Source organism: Celeribacter sp. HF31, from assembly GCF_011806455.1.
Taxonomy (GTDB): domain Bacteria; phylum Pseudomonadota; class Alphaproteobacteria; order Rhodobacterales; family Rhodobacteraceae; genus Celeribacter.
Genome location: NZ_JAATOT010000006.1, coordinates 60996 through 83635, shown reverse-complemented (window position 1 = coordinate 83635; position 22640 = coordinate 60996). Strand labels below are relative to the sequence as shown.

General features: G+C 60.4%; 22 protein-coding genes. 16 read left to right on the top strand and 6 right to left on the bottom strand.

Features of this window, described 5'->3' with window-relative positions; all coding sequences use genetic code 11:
* The first annotated feature begins 30 nt into the window (after nucleotides 1-30).
* The 4 genes from cobU to HCZ23_RS13845 all read left to right on the top strand — a co-directional run bounded on the left by cobU (nucleotide 31) and on the right by HCZ23_RS13845 (nucleotide 3608).
* On the top strand, nucleotides 31-564 hold the full coding sequence (cobU, locus tag HCZ23_RS13860) for a bifunctional adenosylcobinamide kinase/adenosylcobinamide-phosphate guanylyltransferase (protein ID WP_167602337.1): 534 nt from the start codon (nucleotides 31-33) through the stop codon (nucleotides 562-564).
* Nucleotides 561-1130, top strand: a complete 570-nt coding sequence (locus tag HCZ23_RS13855) for a histidine phosphatase family protein (protein ID WP_167602336.1) — start codon at nucleotides 561-563, stop codon at nucleotides 1128-1130. The genes cobU and HCZ23_RS13855 overlap by 4 nt, the downstream gene beginning before the upstream one ends.
* Before the next feature lie 76 nt (nucleotides 1131-1206).
* Entirely contained in the window at nucleotides 1207-1893 is a 687-nt protein-coding gene (locus HCZ23_RS13850; protein ID WP_167602335.1) for a glutathione S-transferase, read from the top strand.
* Nucleotides 1894-2096: 203 nt separating this feature from the next.
* A complete protein-coding gene (locus HCZ23_RS13845) occupies nucleotides 2097-3608 on the top strand; it encodes a YifB family Mg chelatase-like AAA ATPase (protein ID WP_167602334.1) in 1512 nt (503 codons plus the stop codon).
* Here the strand turns inward: HCZ23_RS13845 and HCZ23_RS13840 are convergent.
* From HCZ23_RS13840 to rsmI, 4 genes are all read right to left on the bottom strand, one after another.
* Nucleotides 3601-4491 (bottom strand): alpha/beta hydrolase, encoded by an 891-nt coding sequence (locus tag HCZ23_RS13840; RefSeq protein WP_167602333.1) that lies wholly within the window; start codon nucleotides 4489-4491, stop codon nucleotides 3601-3603. The genes HCZ23_RS13845 and HCZ23_RS13840 overlap by 8 nt on opposite strands.
* Nucleotides 4488-5423 carry a glutathione synthase gene (gshB, locus tag HCZ23_RS13835; protein ID WP_167602556.1) on the bottom strand — a complete coding sequence of 312 codons (936 nt, stop codon included), beginning with the start codon at nucleotides 5421-5423 and terminating at the stop codon, nucleotides 4488-4490. The genes HCZ23_RS13840 and gshB overlap by 4 nt, the downstream gene beginning before the upstream one ends.
* 373 nt (nucleotides 5424-5796) lie before the next feature.
* Complete coding sequence (locus HCZ23_RS13830) at nucleotides 5797-6171, bottom strand: YraN family protein (RefSeq protein WP_167602332.1); 375 nt, start codon at nucleotides 6169-6171, stop codon at nucleotides 5797-5799.
* A gap of 19 nt (nucleotides 6172-6190) precedes the next feature.
* The gene (gene rsmI / locus HCZ23_RS13825) at nucleotides 6191-7048 is read right to left on the bottom strand and encodes a 16S rRNA (cytidine(1402)-2'-O)-methyltransferase (protein ID WP_167602331.1); all 858 of its coding nucleotides are present in this window, start codon (nucleotides 7046-7048) and stop codon (nucleotides 6191-6193) included.
* A gap of 116 nt (nucleotides 7049-7164) precedes the next feature.
* On the opposite strand from rsmI, the gene HCZ23_RS13820 reads away from it, so the two are divergent.
* From HCZ23_RS13820 to murJ, 3 genes are read left to right on the top strand one after another with little or no spacing between them, the layout of a single operon-like run.
* A complete protein-coding gene (locus HCZ23_RS13820; RefSeq protein ID WP_167602330.1) occupies nucleotides 7165-8343 on the top strand; it encodes a penicillin-binding protein activator in 1179 nt (392 codons plus the stop codon).
* Nucleotides 8303-11125, top strand: a complete 2823-nt coding sequence (locus HCZ23_RS13815; protein ID WP_167602329.1) for a [protein-PII] uridylyltransferase — start codon at nucleotides 8303-8305, stop codon at nucleotides 11123-11125. Before HCZ23_RS13820 ends, HCZ23_RS13815 begins: the two co-directional genes overlap by 41 nt.
* Nucleotides 11122-12663: a murein biosynthesis integral membrane protein MurJ gene (gene murJ / locus HCZ23_RS13810; protein WP_167602328.1), complete on the top strand. Its 1542-nt coding sequence runs from the start codon at nucleotides 11122-11124 to the stop codon at nucleotides 12661-12663. The genes HCZ23_RS13815 and murJ overlap by 4 nt, the downstream gene beginning before the upstream one ends.
* A gap of 146 nt (nucleotides 12664-12809) precedes the next feature.
* On the opposite strand, the gene HCZ23_RS13805 is transcribed toward murJ, so the two are convergent.
* Complete coding sequence (locus tag HCZ23_RS13805) at nucleotides 12810-13508, bottom strand: rhomboid family intramembrane serine protease (protein ID WP_167602327.1); 699 nt, start codon at nucleotides 13506-13508, stop codon at nucleotides 12810-12812.
* A gap of 78 nt (nucleotides 13509-13586) precedes the next feature.
* Here HCZ23_RS13805 and trpS point away from each other — a divergent pair, with 78 nt between their 5' ends.
* Complete coding sequence (gene trpS / locus HCZ23_RS13800; protein WP_167602326.1) at nucleotides 13587-14603, top strand: tryptophan--tRNA ligase; 1017 nt, start codon at nucleotides 13587-13589, stop codon at nucleotides 14601-14603.
* Between the two features lie 73 nt (nucleotides 14604-14676).
* Here the strand turns inward: trpS and HCZ23_RS13795 are convergent, their stop codons facing one another.
* Nucleotides 14677-15261: a L,D-transpeptidase gene (locus HCZ23_RS13795; RefSeq protein ID WP_167602555.1), complete on the bottom strand. Its 585-nt coding sequence runs from the start codon at nucleotides 15259-15261 to the stop codon at nucleotides 14677-14679.
* Between the two features lie 407 nt (nucleotides 15262-15668).
* Here HCZ23_RS13795 and HCZ23_RS13790 point away from each other — a divergent pair, with 407 nt between their 5' ends.
* The 8 genes from HCZ23_RS13790 to HCZ23_RS13755 all read left to right on the top strand — a co-directional run bounded on the left by HCZ23_RS13790 (nucleotide 15669) and on the right by HCZ23_RS13755 (nucleotide 22549).
* Nucleotides 15669-16124: a universal stress protein gene (locus tag HCZ23_RS13790; protein ID WP_167602325.1), complete on the top strand. Its 456-nt coding sequence runs from the start codon at nucleotides 15669-15671 to the stop codon at nucleotides 16122-16124.
* On the top strand, nucleotides 16124-16588 hold the full coding sequence (locus HCZ23_RS13785; RefSeq protein ID WP_167602324.1) for a DUF2267 domain-containing protein: 465 nt from the start codon (nucleotides 16124-16126) through the stop codon (nucleotides 16586-16588). Before HCZ23_RS13790 ends, HCZ23_RS13785 begins: the two co-directional genes overlap by 1 nt.
* 83 nt (nucleotides 16589-16671) lie before the next feature.
* Nucleotides 16672-17238, top strand: a complete 567-nt coding sequence (locus HCZ23_RS13780) for a NifU family protein (RefSeq protein ID WP_167602323.1) — start codon at nucleotides 16672-16674, stop codon at nucleotides 17236-17238.
* Nucleotides 17239-17259: 21 nt separating this feature from the next.
* Nucleotides 17260-17670: a GNAT family N-acetyltransferase gene (locus tag HCZ23_RS13775; protein ID WP_167602322.1), complete on the top strand. Its 411-nt coding sequence runs from the start codon at nucleotides 17260-17262 to the stop codon at nucleotides 17668-17670.
* Between the two features lie 224 nt (nucleotides 17671-17894).
* Complete coding sequence (locus tag HCZ23_RS13770) at nucleotides 17895-18884, top strand: BMP family protein (RefSeq protein ID WP_167602321.1); 990 nt, start codon at nucleotides 17895-17897, stop codon at nucleotides 18882-18884.
* Nucleotides 18885-18896: 12 nt separating this feature from the next.
* The gene (locus HCZ23_RS13765; protein WP_167602320.1) at nucleotides 18897-20483 is read left to right on the top strand and encodes an ABC transporter ATP-binding protein; all 1587 of its coding nucleotides are present in this window, start codon (nucleotides 18897-18899) and stop codon (nucleotides 20481-20483) included.
* A complete protein-coding gene (locus HCZ23_RS13760) occupies nucleotides 20480-21583 on the top strand; it encodes an ABC transporter permease (RefSeq protein WP_167602319.1) in 1104 nt (367 codons plus the stop codon). Before HCZ23_RS13765 ends, HCZ23_RS13760 begins: the two co-directional genes overlap by 4 nt.
* A 3-nt stretch (nucleotides 21584-21586) precedes the next feature.
* On the top strand, nucleotides 21587-22549 hold the full coding sequence (locus HCZ23_RS13755) for an ABC transporter permease (protein ID WP_167602318.1): 963 nt from the start codon (nucleotides 21587-21589) through the stop codon (nucleotides 22547-22549).
* Nucleotides 22550-22640: the final 91 nt, after the last annotated feature.

The window sequence follows — 22640 nt, the reverse complement described above, 5'->3', positions numbered from 1 at the left end:
CGCATTGGACCAAGAATAGGTTTCACGATCATGTGCACAAATATGACACTCGTGCTCGGCGGCGCTTCTTCCGGCAAGTCCAATATTGCTGAAAAAATATGTAATATCAGTAAATTAGATAGACTTTACTTAGCCAGCGCAGAATGCTTCGACGAGGAAATGCGCACAAAAGCTGCGCAACATCGCACAAGTCGGGGTGATGATTGGTGCACAATAGAGGAACCTTTGGCCGCGGATCGGGTGATTTCCGAGCTGAGAGCGGGTCAGATTCTCCTGTTCGATTGCGCCACGATGTGGCTGAGCAACCATATGTTTGCCGAACATGATCTGGCGGCGGAGACCGAAACCCTTTTGTCTGCGATCCGCGCCTGCCCCGCAGAGATCGTCATCGTCTCCAACGAAGTGGGCCTCGGGATCGTGCCGGAAAACGCCCTCGCGCGCCGGTTTCGCATCGCGCAAGGCGAGCTTAATCAACGCTTGGCCGCCGAGGCTGGCACCGTGATCGGCGTCATGGCCGGGCTGCCCTTTGCACTCAAAGGCCAGCTTCCGGAGGGGCTCGCATGAGCCGCCTTTGGTTGATCCGGCATGGCCCGACTCATGCGAAGACCTTCGTCGGCTGGACAGACCTGCCCGCCGATCTGTCGGATCACGCGGCCATTGCCCGGCTGGAGGCTGCGCTGCCCGACGTGCCGGTGATCTCGTCGGACCTCACGCGCGCCGTCGAAACTGCCAGCGCCGTGCAGGGGGCCCGTCCCCGCCTGCCGCATGACGCACGCTTTCGGGAAACTCATTTCGGCAATTGGGAGATGCTGAGCTGGTCAGAAATTGAAGCCAGAGATGGCGCCCTTGCCCGCGAAGTCTTTGAAACACCAGGGGAAAGTTCCCCGCCAGGCGGCGAAAGCTGGAACCGGTTTTCCGCCCGCGTGCATGAAGGTGTCGCGGCACTTTCCGGCGAAACCGTCATCGTGGCACATATGGGGGTAATCATGGCGTTGCTGCAAAAGGCACTGTCTTGCTCGGCTTTTGAAGCCCTCGGGCACCAGATTGATCCACTGTCCTGCACCATCATCGACTGTCCCGAAGGCCTCTCCGGACCATGGGCGTGCAACCTCATAAATCACAAATATTGATATAATATCAATCAAATATGAATTTTTATGATGGTAGATTTCCTCATAGACTATCGCAAACAGTTGGAGGTTCTCTATGTCTTACGATCTTTTCATCGGCGACAAAAGCTTTTCAAGCTGGTCGCTGCGCGGTTGGCTTTTGTTCGAGAAATTCGACATCCCGGTCAATGAAATCATGGTCGGGCTCTATTCCGGCACCATGAAAGAGGACCTCGCCCCCTTGTCACCCGCCCGCTTTGTGCCCACCGCCCGCACGCCCGAAGGTTGGGTGATCGGCGAAAGCATCGCCTTGGCCGAGACGCTGGCCGAACGCCACCCGGAGGCCGGACTTTGGCCCAAAGACGCCGAGGCGCGCATCTACGCGCGCTGGCTTGTGGCGGAAATGCACGCTGGATTTACGGCCCTGCGCGGCGCCTGCCCGATGCAGCTTTTGCATCAATATCAGGGATTTGCCGTCGCCGATGCCGTCAAAGCCGACCTTTCGCGTTTGGAAACGGTTCTCTCTCATGCCTTCGAAAACTTCGCGGGTGGCGGCCCCTGGCTCTTCGGCGCCTACTCTGCGGCGGATGCGTTTTACGCGCCGGTCGCGGCGCGGATCGCGGGCTATGACCTGCCTGTTTCTGATCGCCTCAAGGCCTATGTTCACGCGCATCTCTCCGATCCGGCGTTCAAAAAATGGCGCAAAGCCGGGCTTGAGATCAGCTATGATCCCGTGCCCTACGCGATGGACCTGCCCGTGACGGATTGGCCCGAACCGGTCTAAATTCGACAAGCTGCGGAGCGCGTTAACCATTTGCTAACCACGTCTGCGCTAGACGGGTTAAGATTGGTTAAAGCGTTTTTCGTTTAATCTGTGTCAGATTGAGGGAAAAACGTTGCCGCACTGAATTGATATTGCTGCGTTTCTCAAAAATTGAGTGCCTCAAGTTTTTTGAGAAACGCTTTAACGCATTCCGGGAGCACATCATGGTCGCACGGACATTCTCCGTCGCTTTCGAAGGCATCGAGGCCCGCCCCGTCGAGGTGCAATGCGCCATCGCCCCCGGATTGCCCAGTTTCACCATCGTCGGCCTGCCGGACAAAGCCGTCACCGAGGCCCGCGAGAGGGTGCGCGCGGCCCTCGCGGTGATGCAAATCGCACTGCCATCGAAGAAACTCGTCATCAACCTCTCGCCTGCCGATCTGCCGAAAATCGGCTCGCATTTCGACCTGCCCATCGCATTGGCCATCCTCGCCGCCACCGGGTTGATCCCTGCCGAGAAGGCCGAAGAGACGCTGTCCTTGGGCGAATTGGCGCTGGACGGGTCGCTCGTCGCAGTCAACGGCGCGCTGCCTGCCGCGTTGAAAGCCGCCGAGTTGGACTGTGTCCTCGCCTGCCCAGAGGCCTGCGGATCGGAGGCTGCTTGGGTCGGTGCAACGCCCGTCTATGGCGCGAAAAACCTCGCGCAATTGCTCCGGCATTTCACCGGCGACCGACCTTTGCATGAGGCCCATCCGGGTGAGATCACCCTGCCCTCCCATCACCGAGATCTGCGCGATGTGAAGGGACAGGAAAAGGCCAAACGCGCCATGGAGATCGCCGCCGCAGGCGGGCATCACATGTTCATGGTCGGCACGCCCGGCTCCGGCAAATCCATGTTGGCGGCGCGCCTGCCGACGATCCTGCCGCCGCTTTCGGCACAGGAGGCCTTGGAAACGTCGATCATTCATTCCCTCGCAGGTCTGTTGGACGAAGGCGGCATTTCCCGCGCGCGGCCCTTTCGTGAGCCGCATCACACGGCCTCCATGGCTGCCATCGTCGGCGGTGGGCGCGGCGCGCAGCCGGGAGAAATTTCGCTGGCGCATAATGGCGTGTTGTTCCTCGATGAATTCCCGGAATTCCCACGCCCTGTGTTGGAAACACTGCGTCAGCCCATCGAAACCGGCGAAGTTATGGTGGCGCGGGCCAACGCCCATATGCGCTACCCCGCGCGATTCATGTTGGTTGCGGCCGCGAACCCCTGCAAATGCGGGTATCTGCCTGACCCGGCGCGGGCCTGCGCCAAAGTGCCTCTCTGTGGCGAGGAGTATCTTGGCCGCATTTCCGGGCCCTTGATGGATCGTTTCGATTTGCGCCTCGAGATGCCGCCCGTGCAGTTTCAGGATTTGGACCTGCCGCCCTCCGGCGACAGTTCCGCCACAGTTGCGGCGCGCGTCGCCCAAGCCCGCGCGATCCAGACCGAGCGCTATGACGGCACAGCATTTCGCACCAATGCGCAGATCGAGGGGCAAATGCTGGATGATGTCGCCAGCCCCGATGCCGAGGGGCGCGAGATTTTGACCAAGGCTGCGGAGAAGCTTGGGCTCTCGGCGCGGGGCTATCACCGCGTCCTGCGGGTCGCGCGCACCATTGCCGATCTGGCGGGCGAGGAGAATGTGCGCCGCCCGCATCTGGCCGAAGCTTTGAGTTATCGGGTGGTCTCTGGCGTGCTCAATTGAGAGCTTTCAGGAACTCCGCTGTCTCCGCAATCGCCTGACGCGCCTCGGGGAAAAACCCATCGAACATTTGCCAGACATGCGGTGCGCCTTCGGTGAGTCTGAGCACGACTTCGGCCCCCTCTTCACGCAGATGCGCCGCCATGCGCACGGAATCATCGCGCAGTATTTCGCACTCTGAGGCTTGCAACAGCACCGGCGGACAGTTTGGAAAACGCGCAAAGATGGGCGAAACTTGCGGGTCCTCGGCCGCAGAGTCGCCAAGGATCATCGCGGTCAGATCGCGGGCGCGCTCCGGCGGGAAAAAGTGGTCGCGCTCGGCATTGGTTTCGAAAGATGGGCTGGACAGCGTCAGATCGGTGAAGGGCGACCAGCCGAAAGCCCCGGCGGGCGGCGCACCACGCTGGCACAGCTCCGCCAAAAGCGTCAGGGCCAGCCCCCCGCCGGCACTGTCGCCACCGATGGTGATCTCCTGAGGGCTATAGCCCGAGGCCACCAGAGCGTCCCAAACGACCAAAGCGTCCTCAAACGCTGCGGGCAGCGGGTGTTCGGGGGCCAGCCGATAGGCGGGCAAAAACACGGGCCGATTGGCCAGTTGCGCCAGCCGTGAGGCAAGGCGTTTGTGGGTCTCGGGACTGCCTGCGATGTAGCCGCCGCCGTGGAAAAACAGGATGACGCGCTCGTCATCGCACTCCGGCGGCCTGATCCACATGCCCGGAAGACCCAAGGCGTCATGGGTCACCTCGGCGGACAATTGCACCGGCAAGCTGAGTTTGGCCGCCAAATCGACCCCGTCCCGCAAAGGCACAGGGTTTTGCGCATGGGTAAAGGCGGCCCGCACGACGGGGCTCAAGGCCCCGGACACAAGCCGCATCCGAAGGCTCATGCGCGTTTGGCCTCGATCGCTTTCCAGATCAGCTCCGCCGTGTTGGTGCCGTCAAAGCGCTCAAGCTCCTGAATGCCGGTGGGCGAGGTCACGTTGATCTCGGTCAGGTAATCGCCGATCACGTCGATGCCAACAAAGACCTGGCCTTTTTCTTTCAAAAGCGGCCCGATCCGGGCACAGATTTCCAGATCACGCGCGGTCAGTCCGACTTTTTCGGCGCGCCCGCCAACGTGCATGTTCGACCGCGTTTCCCCGGCCTGCGGCACGCGGTTGATCGCGCCAACCGGTTCGCCATCGACGAGGATCACACGTTTGTCGCCATTCGACACATCCGGCAGGAATTTCTGCACAATCATCGGCTCGCGCGAGATGCCGGTGAACAGCTCATGCAAGGACGAGAGGTTGCGATCATTCGGATCAAGGCGGAACACGCCCGCGCCGCCGTTGCCGTAGAGCGGTTTCAGGATGATGTCGCCATGCTTTTCCTTGAACGCCTTGATGGTCTCGAGGTCACGCGCGATGGCGGTGGGCGGCGTCAGGTCCGGGAAGGTCAGAACCAGCAATTTCTCGGGATAATTGCGCACCCAGAACGGATCGTTGACCACCAACGTGCCCGGCGTGATCAGCTCCAACAGGTGCGTCGTGGTGATGTAACCCATGTCGAAGGGCGGATCCTGACGCAGCCAGACGACATCGTAGTCGGACAGATCGACCTCGGTCATCTCGCCCAACGTGTAGTGATCGCCCTCGACGCGGCGCACCTCGACCGGCCAACCGCGCGCCGTGACACGCCCCTCCTGAAAGGCCAGATGATCCGGCGTGTAGTAGAACAGCTCATGGCCGCGCTTTTGCGCCTCTTCCATGATGCGGAACGTGCTGTCGGCATGGATGTTGACCGGACCGATCGGGTCCATCTGGATCGCGACTTTCAGCGCAGGGGTCTTGGACAAGGGCGTATCTCCTCTGGTTGTCTCTTAGGGTCAGGACCCATTGAGTTGCGATACGCAGCAAGGAAAAATGTGCGTTATCAGGCGTTTGGATTTCACCGCCAAGGCTGGTTACCTTGGCAAGGATGCCGAGCGACTGAGAGCGTGCATTTCTCCTTGCCCTACGGGTTTGACGGGTTTTGCTCTAGCCTGCGTTATACGACCTTGAAATAGAAACACTGTTCTTGCGGCCACATGCCTTGGCTAGAGCAAAATCTGTCAAACTGCGCATCGCAAATCAATAGATCCTGACCCTAGATGGACCAGCCGGGGGACGCATTCAATGGCAATGTCCTGTGCGCAAGATCACATGCAGGTTTTACATCAACGCATTCTCAAGGCACGCGACCTCCCCCGCCCCGTTCACCAGCGCCACGTCGATCCGCATCGGCGTCAAAAGCCCAGAGGGCAGTCGCCCGATGTAATCCTCGGCACTGGCGCAGAGCCGCGCCTGTTGACGGGCGCCGAGCGACACACTGGCGCGGGCATGGGTTTTCGAGGCCTTCACCTCGACAAAGACAATCTCGTCTCCATTGCGAAAGATCAGGTCGATCTCCCCGCCCGCCCCGCGCCAGCGACGCTCCAAGACCTCATAGCCGCGTTCCGTATAGTGGCGCGCAACGATGTCTTCGGCGGAAAGACCGAAATGATAGGCCTGCGCGCCGCGGGTGCGCCTCGAATCCTCCGCCGACATCCGGCCTCACTTCCCGTTCTTATTTGCCCGTCATCTCCAACGCCATTTGATAGACGTCGCGCTTCTTCAGCCCGTGTTTCACCGCCACCTCTGCAGCGGCATCCTTGACCGACATCTGTCCAAGCGCTGCCTCAAGATCGGCCTCCAAATCCGCCTCGGAAACCTCGACATGATCCGCGCGCCCGACGAGCAACACGATCTCGCCCTTCACCGGCGCATCGCGCAGGCTTTCTTCCAATTCCCTGAGCGTGCCTTTGCGCACCTCTTCAAACCGTTTCGTCAACTCCCGACACAGCGCCGCCGGGCGGGTTTCCCCCAAGGTGTCGCACAATTCGCCTAAGGTTCGGTGAACGCGTTTCGGGCTTTCATAGAACCCGAGCGTGGCGGGCACGGCGGCAAAAGACGTGAAGAATTTCAAACGTGCCCCCAAAGAGGACGGTGGAAAGCCCGCGAAGAGAAAACGATCAGACGGCAATCCCGAAATGGTCAAAGCCGCGATCATCGCCGATGGCCCCGGCGCGGAGGTCACCGGGATATGGCGCTCAAGCGCCTCGCGACACAGAACAAACCCCGGATCGGCCACCAGAGGCGTGCCCGCCTCAGACGCATAGGCCACGGATTTGCCCTCTTCCATCAGTGCGATCAGACGCGGGCGCATCTGGGCACCGTTGTGATCGTGATAGGGATAGATGTGCCGCCCCTCCAAGGGAACGCCATGAATTTCCATCAATTTGCGCAGGGACCGCGTGTCCTCCGCGGCCAGAACATCGGCGGATGCGAGAATATCGAGGGCGCGCAGCGTGATGTCCCGCGCGTTGCCAATCGGTGTGGCGAGAAAATGGAGACCGGCAGAAAGCGGCTTGGTTTGATATATCAATGTGATCTCTGCCCTTTGCAGCGTTTACTCTTTGTGGACTGTCGCTTAGTCTGCCCGCAAATTTGCGTGACCGCCCCCCGTGTTGCGCCTTTGCCGTCAGGAGTGAGGTTTCCCCTATGTTCGCTGTTCTTCGCGCCGCCCGCAAGTCGCTCACCAAAGTTGCGCTTGGCCTGTCTGTTATTGCTCTTGCCGCCTGTGATCCGGGCGCTTTCCCCGTCACCGGCGGGCCGACGATCAACACGTCGAACCCGGTGCCTGTCGCACTTCTCGTGCCCTACGAATCACAACAGGGCGGCGACGTGGCCATGGCGCGCTCCATCGAAAACGCAGCCCGTCTCGCGATGGCCGACCTCGACGGAGCCACCATCGATCTGCGCGTTTACCCGACCGGAGGTCAGGCCGAGCGCGCCTCTGCCGCTGCCTCTCAGGCGGTGAAGGACGGCGCCAAAATCATCCTCGGTCCAGTTTACGGCGGTTCTGCCAAACTCGCGGGCATCCCGGCAGCCAATGCGGGCATCAACGTGCTCTCGTTCTCCAACAACCCCGATGTCGCGGGCGGCAACGTCTTCATCCTCGGGCCGACCTTTGAGAACACCGCCAACCGCCTGGTGTCCTACGCGCGCTCCAACGGCAAGGGTCGGATCATGGTCGTCAACGGCAACAGCCCGGCAGAAAACGCGGGCGCCGATGCGATCAAATCCGCGATCAGCCGTCAGGGCGCGACGCTCGCCGGCACCCAGAGCTTTGAATTGAGCCAGCAAGGCGTGGTGCAGGCCATCCGCCCGATCGCCACGGCCGCGCGCAATTCCAACGCCGATGCGATCTTCTTCACCTCCGGCAATGACGGCGCCATGCCGCTTTTGGCCCAGATGCTGCCGGAAAACGGTATCAAGTCGCCGAACCCGCAATACATCGGGTTGCAACGCTGGAACGTGCCTGCGTCCGCGCTGAGCCTGCCGGGCCTGCAAGACAGCTGGTTCGCCATTCCCGACCAACAGTTGACCAGCAACTTCTCCGCGCATTATTCCGCCAAATACGGTCAGGCGCCGCATGCCTTGGCCGGTCTCGCCTATGACGGCATCGCCGCCATCGGCGCGCTGGTCAAAGACGGCAACCAAAACGCGCTGACGGCACAGGGCCTGACCCGCGGCTCCGGTTTTGTCGGCGTGAACGGGATTTTCAGACTTATGTCCGACGGCACCAACCAACGCGGCCTTTCCATCGCGACCATTCAGAACAATCAGGTAATCGAGATTGACCCTGCCCCAAGAGCCTTCCGTGGCGCCGGATACTGACCGTTCGGCCCTCACCGCCTTTTTGCCAACGCCTTCGGGCACGTTCATCTGCGCACAAGACGCCATCTTCGACAGCTCCGCCGTGGCGAAAGCGCTCGAAGCCGGGTGGGCGGAGGCCAAAACAGATGCTGAGATCCGCAAGGCCACGGTGACGGTCCTGAACGCGGCCCAAAAACGGGGCCGTGCCGCCATTGCCACCGCCATGCTGGATGCGCCCCGCAACGCGCGCCCGGCGCTTCGGGCCTATGCCTGGCTGACCGATTGTCTGGTCACCACGGTGCTGTTCACCGCGATGAGGAAGCTGCACCCGAACCCCAATCCGACCGAAGGCGAACGCATCGCCGTTCTGGCCGTGGGCGGGTATGGGCGCGGGGAAATGTCGCCGGATTCCGACGTCGATCTTCTGTTCCTCGCCCCGCATAAGATCACCGGCTGGATCGAAAGCCTGGTCGAGAGCATGCTCTACATGTTCTGGGACCTGCACCTCAAAGTCGGCCATTCGACCCGCACGATCCGCGATTGTATCCGGCTTGGCAAAGAGGATTTCACCATTCGCACGGCGCTGTTGGAGCTGCGCTTTCTCTCCGGCAATCGCGCTCTGGCGACCGAGTTGCACGTCAAACTCCGCGACGAATTGTTCCGCAACACCGCGCGCGAGTTTATCGAGGCCAAGCTTGCGGAACGCGCCGAGCGTCACCGCAAACAGGGCGGCCAGCGCTATGTGGTGGAGCCGAATATCAAAGAGGGCAAAGGCGGCTTGCGCGATCTCCACACGCTGTTCTGGATCGCGAAATATGTGCACGGCGTGCGCAACACCGCCGATCTGGTCAAGGCGGGCGTGTTCACTCAGGACGAATATCGTCAGTTCGAAGAGGCGGAAACCTTCCTTCACGCCACGCGCAATGCGCTTCATCTGATTGCCGGGCGTCCGATGGATCAGCTCACCTTCGACATGCAGGTCGAGGTGGCGGAACGCCTGGGCTACATCGACCATTCGGGCCGCCGCGCGGTCGAGCATTTCATGCAGAACTATTTTCTGCACGCCACCCGCGTCGGCGAGCTGACCCGGATTTTCCTGACCTCTCTGGAGGCCCAGCACGTCAAACAGGAACCCGCGCTGCAACGCCTGCTCAAACGTCGCCGCAAGGTGGGCGATCAATATGAGATGGTGCACAACCGGCTGAACCTGCGCGATCGCAAGGCGTTTTTGGCGGACAAGCTCAACCTGTTGCGGGTCTTCGAAGAGGGGCTCCGAACCGGCTATCTGTTGCATCCGGACGTGATGCGCCTGATCTCCGCCAATCTCGACAAGATCGACAATGAGATGCGCAATGACCCTGAGGCGCAGCGCATTTTCCTTGATCTCCTGCTGAAACACGGCAACCCGGAACGTGCGCTCCGACGGATGAACGAGCTGGGCGTTCTGGGGGCGTTTATCCCGGAATTTCAACACATCGTCGCGATGATGCAGTTCAACATGTACCACAGCTACACGGTGGACGAGCACACGATCCAGGTGATCTCCAATCTCGCTGAAATCGAGCGCGGTGAGTTGGAAGACGCCCTGCCCGTCTCCACCCGCATCCTGAAAACCGGGGTGAACCGCAAGGTGCTTTATGTCGCCATGCTTTTGCATGACATCGGCAAGGGCCGCGTCGAGGATCATTCCGTGATTGGCGCCCAGATCGCGCGCAAAGTGGCGCCTCGGCTGGGCCTCAAACCCGCCGAATGCGAAACCGTCGAATGGCTGGTGCGCTATCACCTCTTGATGTCGGACATCGCCCAGAAACGCGACATCGCCGACCCGCGCACGGTGCGCGATTTCGCCAAGGCGGTGAAAACCCGCGAGCGGCTTGATCTTTTGACCGTGCTGACCGTTTGCGACATTCGCGGCGTCGGCCCGGATGTGTGGAACAACTGGAAAGCGACGCTGATCCGCAACCTGCATTCTCAGACCGCCTATGCGCTCGAACATGGGCTCGAAGAGATCAACCGCGACGCCCGCGAAGGTGAGGCGAAAAAAGAACTGCGTGCGCGTCTCAAAGATTGGGATGCGGCCGAGAAACGCACCGAATTGCAGCGCCATTACAGCACCTATTGGCAAGGCCTGCCCTTCGCCGCGCATGAGATTTTTGCGCATCTTCTCAAAGACATCAAAGCCGACGAAATTCGCATCGACCTGCATCAGGACGAGGACCGCGACGCCACCCGCGCCTGTTTCGCTTTGGCCGATCACCACGGCATTTTCGCACGGCTCTCCGGCGCTCTTGCGCTGGTCGGCGCCAACGTGGTGGACGCGCGGACCTTCACCTCGAAGGACGGCTACGCGACTGCAGTGTTCTGGATTCAGGACAATGACGGCAACCCGTTCGAGAGCGCCCGCCTGCCCCGTCTGCGTCAGATGATCGACAAGATCCTACGCGGTCAGGTCATGGCCCGCGAAGCACTCGACACCCGCGACAAGATCAAGAAACGCGAAAGCCGGTTCAACGTCCCGACCTCGATCATCTTCGACAACGAAGGCTCGGAGATTTTCACCATCATCGAGGTCGACACCCGCGACCGCCCCGGTCTTTTGTACGACCTGACCAGGGTTCTGGCCGAAAACAACATCTCCATCGTCACCGCCCAGATCGCCACCTACGGCGCGCAGGTGGTCGATGTGTTCTATGTGAAGGACATGTTCGGGATGAAACTCCATACCGAATCCAAACGCAAATCGCTTGAGAAGAAACTGCGCGAGGCCATCGTGACCGGCGCGAAACGGGCGCAGGCGCAATGAAGCCGATCCGCCTTGTCCGGGGCTTTGTCACGGTGGGCGGTTGGACCCTGATGAGCCGCATCCTGGGCTTTGTCCGGGACGCGCTGATCGCGGCTTTCTTTGGCGCGGGCCCCGTGGCGGAGGCCTTCGCCGTCGCCTTTTCGCTGCCCAACATGTTCCGCCGCTTCTTTGCCGAGGGCACGCTCAACGTCGCCTTTGTGCCGATGTTTTCCAAAAAAGTCGAAGCCGAGGATCACGCCAAACGCTTTGCCGAGGAAACGCTTGCCGTTCTGGCAACCGCTCTGATCGCATTGACGTTGATCGCGACGCTCTTCATGCCCGCTTTGGTCACGCTGATGGCGGCGGGTCTCATTGGCGACCAGCGGTTCGATTTGGCCGTCGATTTTGGCCGCATCGCTTTTCCCTATGTGTTGTTCATCTCCGTGGGCGCGCTGTTTTCCGGCATCCTGAACGCCACCGGCCGTTTTGCCGCCGCCGCTGCCGCCCCTGTCATGCTCAATGTCGTGCTCTCGGTCGCCATGATCGCAGCCTCGAAGCTTGGCTTTTCCGTCGAACGTGCTCTGATCTGGGCTGTGCCTGTCGCGGGCGCCGCGCAGCTCGCCGTGGTCTGGGTCGCCGCCGCCAAGGCCGGGTTCAACCTGCGCCCGCGCCTGCCGCGCCTCACGCCGGAGATCAAAGCTTTGCTGGTTCTGGCGGGCCCTGCGGCGCTGGCGGGTGGTGTGGTGCAGATCAACCTTTTGGTCGGACGTCAGGTCGCGTCTTTTTCCCAAGAGGGTGCGATCCAATACCTGAACCTCGCGGATCGTCTTTACCAGCTGCCTCTCGGTGTGGTCGCGATTGCCATCGGCATCGTGCTTTTGCCCGATCTGTCGCGGCGCCTTCAGGCCGGTGACGGACAAGGCGCCCGCAACGCCTACAACCGGGCTTTTGAGTTCGCGCTTTTGCTGACGGTACCCGCCGCCGTGGCACTCATCGTGATCCCGGATGTGTTGATTTCCTTCCTGTTCCAGCGCGGCGCGTTCACGGCGGAGGACACGCAAAAGACCGCACTGGCGGTGATGGTCTACGGGTTGGGCCTGCCTGCCTTTGTGATGCAAAAGGTGCTGCAGCCGCTGTATTTCGCCCGTGAAGACACCAAAACGCCCTTCCGCTTCGCGGTCTACGCCATGGTGATCAACGCCGTGGTGGCCGTCGGCCTGTCCTTTGTCATCGGCTATCTCGCCGCCGCCTGCGCCACGACGCTGGCCGCTTGGGGCATGGTGGCGCTCTTGTGGTTTGGCAAGAAAGGCATGGGCGAAGACGTCCATGCCGATGCGCGCCTGATCCGCCGCGTGCCCCGTATTCTGATCGCCTCGATCCTGATGGGGGCGCTGCTTTGGGGTGGTGAAATGGCTTTGTCGCCGGTGTTCGCGCTGTCACGCGGGTTGGGGACGCTTTTGCTGGTGGCGCTTGGAATTGTCGGCTATTTCACCTTCGCACATTTGGTCGGTGCGGTGCGTTTGGCCGAATTGAGAGGCTCGGTACGTCGGGGCGGATAAGTTTTGCCGCTGCCCGACAAGGTCCCCCGTGATCTCATTTTAACCGGCATTTTTACCCAGCATTAAGGTTAATCAGATTAACCTTAATGCCTGTTAAGATTTGGCATGGGCAGAAGGAGATCTGCTGCCAAGAAAAGGAACGCCAGCTACCGCTGACGCAGCCGCATCAAAATCCGACCGAAGGCGCCGGGCACCAGCAAAGCTGCGGTGACAAACCCGGCCACAAAACCCGCCAGATCGGCGACCCATTCGGCAGAGCCGCCGAACAGCAGCCCGTAAACCAGCTGCAAGCCCATCAAAAACCCGATGAGGGTAAAGGCCCGCATGCGGTTTTCCTGCATCTGCCCGAGCCCCAGCCAAAGGATGAACGTATAGGCGCCGATATACCCGTAAGCGGCGGGATAGGCCCCTAAAAGGGGCGTTGCGGCATTCAGGATCAATCCGAACGCCAGAGACCCGGCCAAAGTCGAGACGATGAAAATCACCAGAACCGCCAGATTGCCAAAGGTCTCGCCCACCATCTTGCCCAGCGCCAGGATGAAGACGATGACCATCAGCGCGTGCGTGATCGAATAATGCACGAAAGCGTAGGTGAAGAACCGGCGGAGATGTTCGAAAGGCCAGGAGCCCTGCGCCCGCATCGCCTCGAAGATCGAGTCGAAAAAGCCGTAGGTCTCCATCGCACCGATCCGCCAGCCGACGGCATCCGGCCCACCGATCAGCCCAAGCGTGCCGATCTGGAACACCAATTCAATGCCCCCCAGCACCAAAGCAATGGCAATCACCATCGGCGGCAGCGCATTAAAGGGCGCTTCCGGGCGGGAATACTCGGGATCATCGGACATTACTGGGGCCTTTCCTTGACGCTCTCGTCCCGCCTAGGTAAGCGATGTGCACCTATTATTCCAGTGACGGAGTTCCAGATGGACAAGCCTGCCTTTACCCCCCGCGTCTTTTCGGGGATCAAGCCTTCGGGCGGGCTCACTCTCGGCAACTACCTCGGGGCGATCAAACGCTTCGTGGGGATGCAGGGCGGTGAGTTCGAAACCATCTATTGCGTGGTGGATATGCACGCGATCACCGTCTGGCAAAGCCCCGAGGACCTGCGCCATGCGACCCGTGAAGTCGCCGCCGGCTACCTCGCCGCGGGCATTGATCCCGACACATCGATCCTGTTCAACCAATCCCGCGTTTCGGCCCATGCCGAGCTTGGCTGGCTGTTCAACTGTGTCGCCCGTGTCGGCTGGATGAACCGCATGACGCAGTTTAAGGACAAGGCGGGCAAGAACGCCGAAAACGTCTCGCTTGGCCTCTACGCCTACCCGTCCCTGATGGCGGCCGACATTCTTTTGTACCACGCGACCCATGTGCCCGTGGGCGAGGATCAGAAACAACACGTCGAACTGACCCGCGACATCGCCAACAAATTCAACCACGATTACAAGGTCGATTTCTTCCCGGAAACTGTCCCTGTGATCGAAGGCCCGGCGATGCGGGTGATGAACCTGCGCGACGGCACCAAAAAAATGTCCAAATCGGGTGAAAGCGACATGGAGCGCGTCAACATGACCGATGACGCGGACACCATCGCCAAGAAGTTCAAAAAGTCGAAAACCGACCCGGAAGTCCTTCCCGAAGAAATGGAAGGCCTTGCCGACCGTCCTGAGGCCCGCAACCTCGTCAACATCTACGCCGGTCTCGCCAATATGACCGGCGAAGCGGTTCTGGCCGAATATGGCGGTCAGGGCTGGGGCAAGTTCAAACCGGCTTTGGCCGAGCTTGCCGTCGAGCAGCTGGCGCCGATCTCGACCGAAATGAAACGCCTGATGGACGACCCGGCGGAGATCGACCGGATCATGGCGAAAGGCGCCGATAAAGCCAATGAGATCGCTCAGCCGATCTTGGATGAAACTTTCAAGATCATGGGCTTTGTGCGCTGAACGCGGCCCACAAACAAACACGAAAGGGCGCCCATCGCGGCGCCCTTTTTCATCTTCATTGCAGTCCAAATACTCAGATCAGCTTAACCTGCGTCCCCACGCTCACGCGATCGTAAAGGTCCACGATCTGCTCGTTATAAAGCCCGATACAGCCATCCGACGACCGCCGCCCGATCTTGCGCGTGTCGTGGGTGCCGTGGATGCGGTAATATTGCCAGCTCAGATAGAGCGCCCGCACACCGAGCGGGTTCTGCGGTCCCGCAGGCACCGTCACCGGCAGGCTCGGATCACGTTCGCGCATCGACGGCGTCGGCGTCCAGGTCGGGTTCTTCACCTTCTGGATCACCTCCGTATAGCCGCGCCGGGTCAGCTCGTCGGAGATCGGCACGGAGGTCGGGTAGAGTTTGTAGGTGCCATCCGGGCCCCAGAAATGCAAAGCCCGGCTCACCGTGTCGGCGACAATGCGGCCTTGCCCCAGCTCATCGAAATGCTCCTTCCAGTCGATGCGGCGAAAGCTCGAAATATTCTGCCGCGCAGGCCCCGTGGATTTCAGCTCCTCCGGCAAGGTCAGCCCGGCCTCTTGGGCGGCGGCGGCGCGGGCCAGAAAAGGAGTGGCAAGGCTTAGCGCCAGAAAGCGGCGGCGTTTCATCTCGGACATCGGATATCTCTCATGCGTTTTCATCTGCGATTTTGCGCCAAGAGACGCCAAATCCACGCTCACCTTCAAATCACGAAGCGGTGACGCGCGCGACAGGCGAGAAACCGCAGCAGGGATGTCACATAAGGGTTTCAAATCCACCCTATCAAGGGACGCAAGCGATTCAGAATCAGACCTGTCCCCGCCTGATCCCGTCTCGCACGCGCCTGTGTCAGGCGCACGCTCTGATCATTTTCCCCGACGGATCAGACCCTCATTGAACCCTCGGCTTCCCGAAGCCGGGGGTTTTCTCCATCTTGTCTCTGGGGCTATCACATCTACCAACTGTTGCGTCTGGCGCCCGGCTCGGTCATCATCGCCGTGAAATTGCCCCTAAGCTTATTAAGAGCACGACCAAAGAGGCCCCCATGCGCAAGTTTCTCGTGATCCTCGATGACAGCCGCGAATGTCTCAACGCCATGCGCTTTGCCGCCATGCGCGCCTCGAACTCCGGCGGCGGTGTCACCATCCTGTCGATCATCCCGCCCGAAGAGTTCAACCACTGGATCGGGGTTGCCGATCTGATGCGCGAAGAGACCCGCGACCGGATCGTGGCGCATTACGAGGTCTTCGCCAAATGGATGCGCGACCGTCAGGGCATCGACCCCGAGTTGGTGATCCGTGAAGGCGAGGCCGTGCATGAAATTCTCACCCAGATCAAGGAAGACCCGGAAATCGGTGTCCTCGTGCTGGGCGCAGGCACGGAGAAATCCGGCCCCGGCCCGCTTGTCTCCGCGATGACCAAACAGGCGGGTTTCCTGCCGATCCCCATGACACTCGTACCGGGCGAAATGTCGAAAGAACGCCTCGAAGCGGTGACCTGATGCCGATGCCATGGAGCTATCGCCATTCGGAGAAGGAGTTCAAATCCTTCCTAAAAGACGCCAAGGGCCGTATGGGCCACATCATGGAGAGCGACAACATGACCTACACGGCGGTCGATGGCGTGTTGCAGTGTTTTCGCCGCCGCCTGACCCCGCCGCAGGTGATTGCCTTTGGCGATGTGTTGCCCTCGACGCTGCGCGCCATGCTGGTTTACAACTGGCGTGTCGATGCGGTCCCACTGCCCTTTGGCACGCGCTCCGAATTGATCCGCGAGGCGCAATCCCTGCGCAAGGACCATAACATCACGCCGCTCAATGTGATCGACGCCACGGCCTATGCGCTTTGGCGGCATTGCAATCACCGCGACCTTAAACGTGTTCTGGATGCGATCGGTCCGGAGGCGGTGGCGTTTTGGGCAGTGCGCGGCATTCCCGAGACAAAGCTTGAACAACAGATCATCTGACGTTATTCTTTAGAACCGTTCTAAATATTGACTTTCGGCGCCATAAGGCGCATATCCGACCTGTCTACTAAGGAATACGCGCCATGTTCATCCAGACCGAATCCACGCCGAACCCCGCCACTTTGAAATTCCTGCCGGGCCAGACCGTTCTGGACGCGGGCACCGCCGATTTCACCACCCAAGAGGCCGCAAGCGCCTCGCCGCTCGCCAGCCGCATCTTCAAGGTCGGCCATGTCACGGGCGTGTTCTTCGGCTCCGATTTCGTCACCGTGACGAAAGACGAGGACACCGATTGGGATCATGTGAAACCCGCGATTCTGGGCGCGATCATGGAGCATTTCCAATCCGGCGAGCCGGTGATGGCCGGTCAAGGCGCGGACACCTCTGGCGGCCACGCCGATCATGACGGCCCCGACAGCGAGATTGTCACCCAGATCAAAGAGTTGCTCGACACCCGCGTGCGTCCCGCTGTGGCGCAAGACGGTGGCGACATCACCTTCCACGGGTTCGATCGCGGCATCGTCTACCTGCACATGCAAGGCGCCTGTGCCGGTTGTCCGTCCTCCACGCTGACCCTGAAAATGGGCATCGAGAACCTGCTGCGTCACTACATCCCCGAGGTGCTCGAAGTGCGCCCGGTCGCAGCATAAGTGGTCAAAACCGTTCCAGAAATGCTCGCCGAGATTCACGCGGCGAGCTTTGAGACGCCCCGCCCTTGGTCCGCGACCGAGTTTGCGGGGCTTTTGTCTATGAAGGGCGTGTTTCTGGTCGCCGGCGATGGCCCGTCCTTTGCGCTTGGGCGCTATGTCCCGCATGAGGCCGAGTTGTTGACCCTCGCCGTGGCGCCCGAGGCGCGCGGTCAGGGGCTTGGCCGCAAGATATTGAAAGCCTATGAGAAAGAGGCGGATCGCCAGATCGCGCTCAAATCCTTTCTCGAGGTGGCCGCCGACAACGAGGCGGCGATTTCCCTCTATCTCTCGGAGGGATATAGCGAATCCGGTCGGCGCAAGAATTATTACATCGCCCCGGACAAAACCAAGATCGACGCTCTGGTCATGGAAAAGCGTATAAAACATACGTAACCCAACGTCATAGGGTCGCGTCTGTGGGAAACTCCCCGGTATCGGCGACCATTTGGTCAAATTTGGAAAAATGTGTATTGACCCTCCGGCAGGGACGCGCCCTAATCCCTGCCAAGGCGAGACTGTGCTCGCTTACATGGGTCGCATCATGTGACGGTTTCGACTGAGGCGTCGTGACGTCCTTAGAGGCGATCCCAAGACCAGTATATAACGGGAGACCATTCATGACCCTGAAAACCACGTTCCTCGGCGCCGCCGCAGCGCTTGCACTGACCTCCGGTGCCGCTCTGGCCGATCCGGCGATCATTTTCGACCTCGGTGGCAAGTTCGACAAATCCTTCAACGAAAGCTCATACAACGGTGCCGAGCGTTGGAAAGCCGAAACCGGCGGGTCCTATCGTGACGTCGAACTGCAATCCGACGCCCAGCGGGAACAGGCGCTGCGTCGCTTTGCCGAGAACGGTTTCAACCCGATCATCATGGCCGGTTTCTCCTTTGCCACCGCGCTTGAAACCGTGGCAGCCGATTTCCCGGACACCAAATTCGCCATTATCGACATGGTTGTCGACGCGCCGAACGTGCGCTCCGTGGTGTTCAACGAACATGAGGGCTCCTACCTCGTCGGCATCGCCGCCGCCTACGCCGCAGAGGGCGACACCGTCTCCTTCGTCGGCGGCATGGACATCCCGCTGATCTCGAAATTCGCTTGCGGCTACGCGCAGGGCTTTAAATCCGTGAAGCCCGAGGGCAATGTCATCGTCAACATGACCGGCACCACGCCTGCGGCCTGGAACGACCCGGTGAAGGGCGGCGAATTGACCCGCGCTCAAAAAGCGGCTGGCTCCGAAGTCGTGTTTGCGGCCGCTGGCGGCACGGGCCTCGGCGTTCTGCAAACCGCAGCGGATGAGGATATGCTCGCCATCGGTGTGGACAGCAACCAGAACTACCTGCAACCGGGCCACGTCCTGACCTCCATGGTCAAACGCGTCGACAACGCCGTTTACGACGCCTTCATGCAGGGCGAAGATCTGGAAACCGGCATCTTCGTGATGGGTCTGGCGAATGACGGCGTGGGCGCCGCCATCGACGAATACAACGAAGCGCTGATCACGCCCGAGATGAAAGCCGCCATGGACGACGCCACCGCGAAAATCGTCTCCGGCGAGGTTGTGGTCCACGACTACATGTCCGACGAAACCTGCCCGGCTTACTAAGGCGGGCGTCGCATGAGCGTTCAGAACGAGGCGGGGCGGCAGGAGACTGTCGCCCCCACCGCTTCCGCCCCCGCCATCGAATTGCGCGGGATTTCAAAGGCTTTCGGCCCGGTTCAGGCCAATAAAGACATCTCCATCTCGGTCGCCAAGGGCTCGATCCATGGCATCATCGGCGAGAACGGCGCGGGCAAATCGACGCTGATGTCGATCCTTTACGGGTTCTACAAGGCGGACGCGGGCCAGATCCTCATCAACGGCCAAGAGGTGAACATCACCGACAGCCAAGAGGCCATCGCCGCCGGCATCGGCATGGTGTTCCAGCATTTCAAACTGGTGGAAAACTTCACCGTTCTGGAAAATGTCATTCTGGGCGCTGAAGACGGTGGGCTTTTGAAACCCTCGCTCGCCAAGGCCCGCAAGCTGTTGAAACAGCTCTCTGACGAATATGAATTGTCCGTCGATCCGGACGCTTTGATCGAAGACCTCTCCGTGGGCCACCAGCAGCGGGTCGAGATTCTCAAGGCGCTCTATCGACAGGCCGACATCCTGATCCTCGACGAGCCCACCGGCGTTTTGACACCTGCCGAGGCCGATCACCTCTTCCGCATTCTGGAAGGGCTGAAGAAAGAGGGCAAAACCATCATCATGATCACGCATAAACTGCGTGAAATCATGGAGATCACCGACACCGTCTCCGTCATGCGCCGTGGCGAAATGACCGCCACCGTGAAGACCGCGGAGACCTCCCCCGAAGAGCTCGCCGAGCTGATGGTCGGGCGCAAGGTCTTGCTGCGCGTCGACAAGAAACCCGCCACGCCCGGTGCGCCGGTGATCAAGATCGAGAACCTCGAGGTCGTCGACGAACAAGGCGTTCGGCGTGTCAAAGGCATCGATTTGACGGTGCATCAAGGGGAAATCCTTGGCATCTGTGGCGTCGCGGGCAACGGTCAAACCGAATTGCTTGAGGTGCTGGGCGGCTATCAGAACGGCACAGGCAAAATCCTGATGAACGGTCAGGAGATTGATCTCTCCGGCAAGCATTCCAACGGCCAGACCCGACGCGCGCGCGGCATTGCCCATGTGCCCGAAGACCGCCACGATGAGGGGCTGATCCTTGAGTTTCAGGCCTGGGAAAACATGGTGTTCGGCTATCACCACGACCCGAAATATCAAAAGAATGCGCTTTTGATGGACAATGCCGGGATCAAGGCGATGACGCAGGTGAGCATGGACAAATTCGATGTCCGCCCGCCGAACCCGAAACTGGAGGCCAAGTCCTTCTCCGGCGGCAACCAGCAGAAAATCGTGCTGGCGCGTGAGATCGAACGCAACCCTGATCTTTTGCTGATCGGCCAGCCGACGCGCGGTGTGGACATTGGCGCGATCGAGTTCATCCACCAACAGATCGTTGCGCTGCGCGATGAGGGCAAGGCGATCCTTTTGGTCTCCGTGGAGCTTGACGAGATTATGTCGCTCTCGGACCGGATCGTCGTCATGTTCGACGGTCAGATCATGGGCGAGCGTTTGCCTTCTGAGACCAACGAGGGCGAGCTTGGCCTGTTGATGGCCGGGATTACAGATGAGGAGAAGGCACAATGAACAAGATGCCGAAATGGGCGGACGCCGTCCTCATTCCTTTGATTTCCATCCTTCTGGCGTTTTTCTTTTCCGGTCTGGTGATCTGGGCCATCGGCAAAGACCCGGTGGTGGCAATCAAGACCATGGTGCAGGGCGCCTTCGGCTCGACCTCCGGGATCAGCTATACGCTCTATTACGCCACGAATTTCATCTTCACGGGCCTCGCCGTGGCCGTCGCCTATCACGCGCGTTTGTTCAACATTGGTGGCGAAGGTCAGGCGATGCTGGGCGGGCTGGGCGTGACGCTTGTCTGTCTCGCTGTGCCGTGGCCGCATTGGATGCTCGCGCTGCCTGCGGCGATGATCGGCGGTGCTTTGTTTGGCGCGGCCTGGGCCTTTATCCCCGCATGGCTTCAGGCCAAACGCGGCAGCCACATCGTGATCACCACGATCATGTTCAACTACATTGGTGCGGCCTTGCTGGGCTATCTCTTGACCAAAGTGCTCAAGGTGCCCGGTTCGATGCTCACGGAAAGTGCTCGCTTCCCTGAGGGGGCACATCTGCCGAATTTCTCGGAAATTCTGGCCCCTTTCGGCATCAACTTCTCGCCAAACGCGCCCGCCAACATGGCGTTCTTCGTGGCGCTTCTCTGCACGTTCCTGTTCTGGATTCTGATCTGGAAAACGCGCCTGGGCTATGAAATTCGCGCCTATGGCCAATCGGAAACGGCGGCAAAATACGCCGGTATCAACCCCTCGCGCATCGTCATCATCGCGATGCTGATCTCTGGCGGTCTGGCCGGTCTCATGGCGATCAACAACGTCATGGGCGAGGCCGAGCGCCTGATCGACAACGCGGTTGAAGGCGCCGGTTTCATCGGCATCGCGGTGGCGCTCATGGGGCGCAACCACCCCATCGGCATCCTTCTGGCCGCGCTGTTGTTCGGCTTTCTCTACCAAGGCGGTGCCGAACTGTCGTTCTGGGAATCGATCCCGCGCGAGCTGGTCGTCGTCATTCAGGCGCTCGTGATCATGTTCACCGGCGCGCTCGACAACATGGTGCGCATGCCGCTCGAAAAACTCTTTGTCGCGCTCGGCAAAAACAAAAAGAAGGAGGCGTAAGACATGGACTATCTCACGATCATCCAGATCCTCGACAGCGCCCTGCGTCTTGCCACCCCTCTTTTGCTGACCTGCCTCGCCGGGCTGTTTTCCGAACGCGCGGGCGTGGTCGATATCGGGCTTGAGGGCAAACTTCTGGCCGCGGCCTTTCTTGCGGGGGCTGCAGCGGCCGTCACCGGCTCGATCTGGATCGGGCTTTTGGCCGGTGTCGCCGGGTCTCTGGCGTTTTCCATGTTGCACGGTCTGGCCTCGATCACCTTCAAAGGCGATCAGCTGATTTCCGGTGTGGCGCTAAACTTTCTGGCCGCCGGTCTCACCGTGGTGATCGGCCAAAGCTGGTTCAAACTGGGTGGCCGCACGCCGTCTCTGTCGGGCGACGGGCGTTTCGAATCTTGGAACCTGCCGTTCTCCGACGCCATGGCAAAAATCCCGGTGGTCGGCCCGGCCTATGACGAGCTGATTTCCGGCCATACCGCGCTGACCTATCTGGCGCTTTTGGCTGTGCCGCTGTCCTGGTGGGTGCTCTACCGGTCCCGCTTCGGGCTGCGTCTGCGCGCCGTGGGCGAAAACCCCAGCGCCGTGGACACCGCCGGAATTTCGGTGGTCAAGCTGCGCTACGCGGCCCTCGTGATCGCTGGCGTGCTCTGTGGGCTTGCGGGCACCTATCTGGCCTCTCTGGCTGCGGGTTTCGTCAAGGATATGTCCGCAGGCCGGGGCTATATCGCGCTGGCCGCGCTGATCTTTGCGAAATGGCGGCCTTGGTATGCGCTTTGGGCGACGCTGTTGTTCGGTCTTCTGGAGGCCATCGGCAACCGCTACCAATCCATCGCCCTGGGTGATTTCGTGATCCCGGTGCAGTTCATGCAGGCCCTGCCCTACATCTTGACCGTGATCATCCTTGCCGGTTTCGTTGGCAAGGCGATCCCACCGCGTGCCAGCGGGCAATCCTACGTCAAGGAGCGCTAAGGCGATTTGAAATGATGTTGAAAGCGGGCCTCAGCGCCCGCTTTTTTCATGCCGCCTTCGGCAGAATGTTTGACGGCACTGGCAAATCATT

Excerpts from the sequence above, each read along its gene's own strand:
- HCZ23_RS13785 (WP_167602324.1), top strand. The coding sequence starts at position 16,124 with ATGCCGATGCCATGGAGCTATCGCCATTCGGAGAAGGAGTTCAAATCC.
- HCZ23_RS13780 (WP_167602323.1), top strand. The coding sequence starts at position 16,672 with ATGTTCATCCAGACCGAATCCACGCCGAACCCCGCCACTTTGAAATTC.
- murJ (WP_167602328.1), top strand. The coding sequence starts at position 11,122 with ATGAAGCCGATCCGCCTTGTCCGGGGCTTTGTCACGGTGGGCGGTTGG.
- HCZ23_RS13795 (WP_167602555.1), bottom strand. The coding sequence starts at position 15,261 with ATGTCCGAGATGAAACGCCGCCGCTTTCTGGCGCTAAGCCTTGCCACT.
- HCZ23_RS13805 (WP_167602327.1), bottom strand. The coding sequence starts at position 13,508 with ATGTCCGATGATCCCGAGTATTCCCGCCCGGAAGCGCCCTTTAATGCG.
- HCZ23_RS13820 (WP_167602330.1), top strand. The coding sequence starts at position 7,165 with ATGTTCGCTGTTCTTCGCGCCGCCCGCAAGTCGCTCACCAAAGTTGCG.
- HCZ23_RS13840 (WP_167602333.1), bottom strand. The coding sequence starts at position 4,491 with ATGAGCCTTCGGATGCGGCTTGTGTCCGGGGCCTTGAGCCCCGTCGTG.
- trpS (WP_167602326.1), top strand. The coding sequence starts at position 13,587 with ATGGACAAGCCTGCCTTTACCCCCCGCGTCTTTTCGGGGATCAAGCCT.
- HCZ23_RS13770 (WP_167602321.1), top strand. The coding sequence starts at position 17,895 with ATGACCCTGAAAACCACGTTCCTCGGCGCCGCCGCAGCGCTTGCACTG.
- HCZ23_RS13790 (WP_167602325.1), top strand. The coding sequence starts at position 15,669 with ATGCGCAAGTTTCTCGTGATCCTCGATGACAGCCGCGAATGTCTCAAC.
- HCZ23_RS13755 (WP_167602318.1), top strand. The coding sequence starts at position 21,587 with ATGGACTATCTCACGATCATCCAGATCCTCGACAGCGCCCTGCGTCTT.
- HCZ23_RS13775 (WP_167602322.1), top strand. The coding sequence starts at position 17,260 with ATGCTCGCCGAGATTCACGCGGCGAGCTTTGAGACGCCCCGCCCTTGG.
- cobU (WP_167602337.1), top strand. The coding sequence starts at position 31 with ATGTGCACAAATATGACACTCGTGCTCGGCGGCGCTTCTTCCGGCAAG.
- HCZ23_RS13850 (WP_167602335.1), top strand. The coding sequence starts at position 1,207 with ATGTCTTACGATCTTTTCATCGGCGACAAAAGCTTTTCAAGCTGGTCG.
- HCZ23_RS13855 (WP_167602336.1), top strand. The coding sequence starts at position 561 with ATGAGCCGCCTTTGGTTGATCCGGCATGGCCCGACTCATGCGAAGACC.
- HCZ23_RS13760 (WP_167602319.1), top strand. The coding sequence starts at position 20,480 with ATGAACAAGATGCCGAAATGGGCGGACGCCGTCCTCATTCCTTTGATT.
- HCZ23_RS13845 (WP_167602334.1), top strand. The coding sequence starts at position 2,097 with ATGGTCGCACGGACATTCTCCGTCGCTTTCGAAGGCATCGAGGCCCGC.
- HCZ23_RS13765 (WP_167602320.1), top strand. The coding sequence starts at position 18,897 with ATGAGCGTTCAGAACGAGGCGGGGCGGCAGGAGACTGTCGCCCCCACC.
- HCZ23_RS13830 (WP_167602332.1), bottom strand. The coding sequence starts at position 6,171 with ATGTCGGCGGAGGATTCGAGGCGCACCCGCGGCGCGCAGGCCTATCAT.